The 3,723-nt window shown below is 72.0% G+C and carries 5 protein-coding genes; 2 read left to right on the forward strand and 3 right to left on the reverse strand.

The genetic code is table 11. The features are described from left to right. The first annotated feature begins 46 nt into the window (after nucleotides 1–46). Together D7V97_RS41100 and dnaB are read left to right on the forward strand one after the other, a co-directional pair. Nucleotides 47–406, forward strand: a complete 360-nt coding sequence (locus D7V97_RS41100; RefSeq protein WP_233583560.1) for a LytTR family DNA-binding domain-containing protein — start codon at nucleotides 47–49, stop codon at nucleotides 404–406. Nucleotides 407–574: 168 nt separating this feature from the next. Next, nucleotides 575–1,966 carry a replicative DNA helicase gene (gene dnaB / locus D7V97_RS41105; protein WP_120616000.1) on the forward strand — a complete coding sequence of 464 codons (1,392 nt, stop codon included), beginning with the start codon at nucleotides 575–577 and terminating at the stop codon, nucleotides 1,964–1,966. A 14-nt stretch (nucleotides 1,967–1,980) separates the two neighbouring features. On the opposite strand, the gene D7V97_RS41110 is transcribed toward dnaB, so the two are convergent. The 3 genes from D7V97_RS41110 to D7V97_RS41120 all read right to left on the reverse strand — a co-directional run. Further along, nucleotides 1,981–2,721, reverse strand: coding sequence for a bifunctional hydroxymethylpyrimidine kinase/phosphomethylpyrimidine kinase (locus tag D7V97_RS41110; protein ID WP_120616001.1), 741 nt, complete (start codon nucleotides 2,719–2,721; stop codon nucleotides 1,981–1,983). Further along, nucleotides 2,718–3,485, reverse strand: coding sequence for a gamma-glutamyl-gamma-aminobutyrate hydrolase family protein (locus D7V97_RS41115; protein WP_120616002.1), 768 nt, complete (start codon nucleotides 3,483–3,485; stop codon nucleotides 2,718–2,720). The genes D7V97_RS41110 and D7V97_RS41115 overlap by 4 nt, the downstream gene beginning before the upstream one ends. A gap of 10 nt (nucleotides 3,486–3,495) precedes the next feature. Beyond that, nucleotides 3,496–3,723: thiamine phosphate synthase (locus D7V97_RS41120; RefSeq protein WP_147445205.1), on the reverse strand; the 228-nt coding region annotated here is incomplete at its 5' end.

Here is a 3,723-nt window from a genome sequence, read left to right on the forward strand (position 1 = left end):
GGATGGGGCGGCCGCCGCAGCCTCGTTAGGCGCCCTGCTGACGACGGTGGCCCGGGCCCGCCCTGAGCGCCCCCTGGAGCGACTGGTGGTGAAGGTGGGCGAGGGCTGGGTGCCACTGCGGCTGGACACCGTGTGGCGCCTGTCGTCGGAGGACAAGTACGTGCGCCTCCACACCGCCCAGGGCGAGCACCTGGTGCGCCAGACGCTGCGGGCCCTGGAGGAGCGCCTGGACCCCGCCCGCTTCGTGCGCGTGCACCGCGGTGACGTCGTGAACCTGGACGCCGTGGCCCGCCTGGAGCCGTGGACCCATGGCGACGGCATCCTCGTCCTCAAGGACGGCACCACCGTCATCCTCAGCCGGACCTACCGGGAGGCCTTCCTCCAGCAGTGGGGCGCGGCGGAGTGAGCGCCGCCGGGCGCTCCGGTTCACCGGGCGTCCGTGTCTTGGGGGTTCCAGGAGCACACCCGGGCCGGGGGTACTTCCGGCGCCGACGGGATGCTACAGGTCTGTTGCCTGATAACTGGACGGGCCCTGGAACGTGTCAGAGGCTCCCTGTAGAGGTTCCAAGCAGCCATGCAGAACGTCCTGGACGGTAGGGAAGGTCGGCGGGTCCACGAGGATCTCGCCGCGGAGCGCGCGGTGCTCGGCGCCGTGCTGGCGGACAACGGGCTCATCACGCCCGTGGCGGAGGTCATCCACGCGGACGACTTCTCCAGTCCCTCGCACGCGCAGATCTTCGCCGCGATGATGCGGCTGGACGCGCAGAGCAAGCAGGTGGACCACCTGACGCTCTCCGAGGAACTGAAGATCCTCGGGCAGCTCGTGGCCGTGGGCGGCCCCGCCTACCTGATGGGGTTGGACCAGGTCGTCCCGCTGGCCGCCAACGCCGTGCAGTACGCCAACATCGTCAAGGACCAGGCGATCCGCCGGCGCCTGGCCAACGTGGGCCGCGAAATCCAGGACCTGGCCAGCCAGGAGACGGGCGAGCTGGAGGTCCTGCTCGACGAGGCCGAGCGCAAGGTCTTCCTCCTCGCGGAGAAGAAGCGCGAAGGCGACCTGCGTCCGGTCAGCGAGCTGATGGAGCAGACGCTCGACCTGCTCGACAAGATGAAGGCCGCGTCCACGGGCGTGACGGGCCTGTCCACGGGCTTCATCGACCTGGACATGCAGCTGACCGGCCTGCACGCCGGCGAGCTCATCATCCTCGCGGCGCGTCCCGGCATCGGAAAGACGTCGCTCGCGATGAACATCGCGGTGCACGCGGCGCTCAAGGAGAACAAGGCGGTCGGCATCTTCAGCCTGGAAATGCCCGCGGATCAGCTCCTCATGCGTCTGCTCGCGTCCACCGCGCGCGTGGACATGAAGAAGCTGCGAGGCGGCCGGCTGTCGCCGCACGACGAGGAGAAGTTCCAGGAGATGGCGGGCGCGCTCTACAACGCGCCCATCTACATCGACGACTCCGGCGGCCTGTCCCCGTTCGACCTGCGCGCCAAGGCGCGGCGCGTGAAGCAGAAGGACCCGCGCCTGTCGCTGCTCGTCATCGACTACCTCCAGCTCATGCACCAGAAGGGCAAGGTGGAGAGCCGCCAGCTGGAAGTCGCCGAAATCTCGCGCGCGCTCAAGCAGCTGGCCAAGGAGCTGTCGGTGCCCATCATCGCGCTCAGCCAGCTCAACCGAAAGGTGGAGGAGCGCAAGGGCGGCAAGCCCATGCTGTCGGACCTGCGTGAGTCCGGCTCCATCGAACAGGACGCCGACGTGGTGATGTTCATCCACCGCGAGGATCAGGACGAGGGCGCCGAAGGAGGCGCGGGCGGAGGCGGAGGAGGAGGCGGCGGAGGAGGCGGCGGCGCGGTCATCCCCGTGGAGCTCATCGTCGCCAAGCAGCGCAACGGTCCCATTGGCTCCGTGGACATGGTGTTCCTGTCGGAGTTCACCCGCTTCGAGAGCCGCGCCCGGGGCGAGTAGTCCCTCCCCTGCCGTCAGTCGCGGCCGGTGCGCAGGTAGCGCGTGACGTGCTCGCGCGCCGCCCGCACCGCGGCCTCCGGCCCCGTGCCCCGGCCCAGCTCCGCCGCCAGCGCGGACGCCAGCCGGCAGCCCGTGCCCCGGCGCTCCGGGGGCCGCTTGAGCCTCCGTCCCCGCATCACCAGCGTGCGGCCGGAGAACGCCAGCACGTCCGCCAGGCCCTGCCCTTCCGGCAGGTGGCCGCCCTTCACCAGCACCACGCCGAAGCCCCGCTGGCAGAGCGCCTCCGCGGCCTCCTGCGCGTCCTCCACGGACCCGGGCGCGGGCCGGCCCAAGAGCCACCCCGCCTCCTCCAGGTTGGGCGTCACCACCACGCGCGGGCCCGCCAGCGCCAGGTAGTGCCTGGGCGACAGGCGCGACAGGGGCTGGCCTTTCGACGAGCGCACCACGGGGTCCACCACCCACCACGCGTCCACGCCCTTGAGCGCGGACCTCGCCGTGGCGAGCTGGGAGGGGCCGGGCACCACGCCCCACTTCACCGCGTGCAGGGGACCCCACTCGCGCGCGGCCGTCACCTGCGCCGTCAACATGCGGGGCGCCGCCGGCACCACGGCGAAGGTATGCGTCCCCTGCGCCGTCTGGGCCGTGGGCACCGCCACCGCGTCGCCGCCGCGCGCCCGCACCGCGGCGACGTCCGCGAGCAGCCCGGCCCTGCCCGTGGGCTCCAGGCCCGCCAGCAGCAGGACGCGCGGTCTCACCGACGGTGCTCGCGGGCCTTCTGCACGAGCGACTTGTAGACGCCCAGGTGCACGGGGATGGTGCCCAGCAGCAGCTCCGGGTGCCACTGGATGCCCAGCGCGAAGGAGTGCGCGGTGGACTCGATGGCCTCCACCACGCCGTCCGGCGCCACCGCGCTCACCGTCACGTCCGTGCCCGGCTTGTTCACCGCCTGGTGGTGCGTGGAGTTCACCATCAGCTGCCCGTGGCCCACCGCCTCCGACAGGAGCGTGCCGTTCTTCACCTCCACCGGGTGCTGCGGCTGGGTGCGGTCGTGCTTCTGCTCGTGGTCGCGAGAGCCGGGCACCTCGCGCAGGATGTCCTGGTACAGCGTGCCGCCCAGCACCACGCAGAGCAGCTGCATGCCGCCGCACACGCCCAGCACCGGCAGGTTGCGCTTGAGCGCGCCCCGGATGAGCTGCGCCTCGAAGGCCGTGCGCCCCTCCTTCAGCGGCCCCATGCCCTCGCGCACCTCCTCGCCGTACGCGGACGGGGGGATGTCGAACGCGCCGCCCGTCACCACCAGGCCCGACACGCGCTCCAGGTACGCGTCCACGCACGAGGCGTCGTCCGTGTACGGCAGCACGAAGGGCAGGCCCCCCGCGCGGAACACCGCCTCCGCGTAGGGCACCTTCAGCTCGTAGCGGGGGAAGGCGGAGTCGGCCGGCTGGGCCCAGTCCGGGCTGAGGCCGATGTTGGGACGGCGCGGGGTCGTCCCGTGGTGGCGCGGAGGCGGAAGATTCATGGTGGACGTCCTACCCTGTTTCGAGCCCGCTCCCACGTGCGCCCTGGTCGAAGGCCTCCGCGAGCAGCCGCACCCGCTCGGAGATGTCCCGGGCGAGCAGGGCATCGGATACCACCGCCGCGCCGTGCGCGCCCGTCGCCGCCACCCGGGCGATGTTCGCAAGGCCCACCCCGCCAATGCCCACCACCGGCAGGGGGCTGTCCGCCACCACCCGCGCGAAGGACTCCAGCCCGAGCAC

The organism is Corallococcus sp. CA053C (assembly GCF_003611675.1).
Taxonomy (GTDB): Bacteria; Myxococcota; Myxococcia; order Myxococcales; family Myxococcaceae; genus Corallococcus.

What these genes read in the sequence shown, in the direction of transcription:
- dnaB (WP_120616000.1), top strand. Translation starts at nt 575, where the DNA reads ATGCAGAACGTCCTGGACGGTAGGGAAGGTCGGCGGGTCCACGAGGAT.
- D7V97_RS41115 (WP_120616002.1), bottom strand. Translation starts at nt 3,485, where the DNA reads ATGAATCTTCCGCCTCCGCGCCACCACGGGACGACCCCGCGCCGTCCC.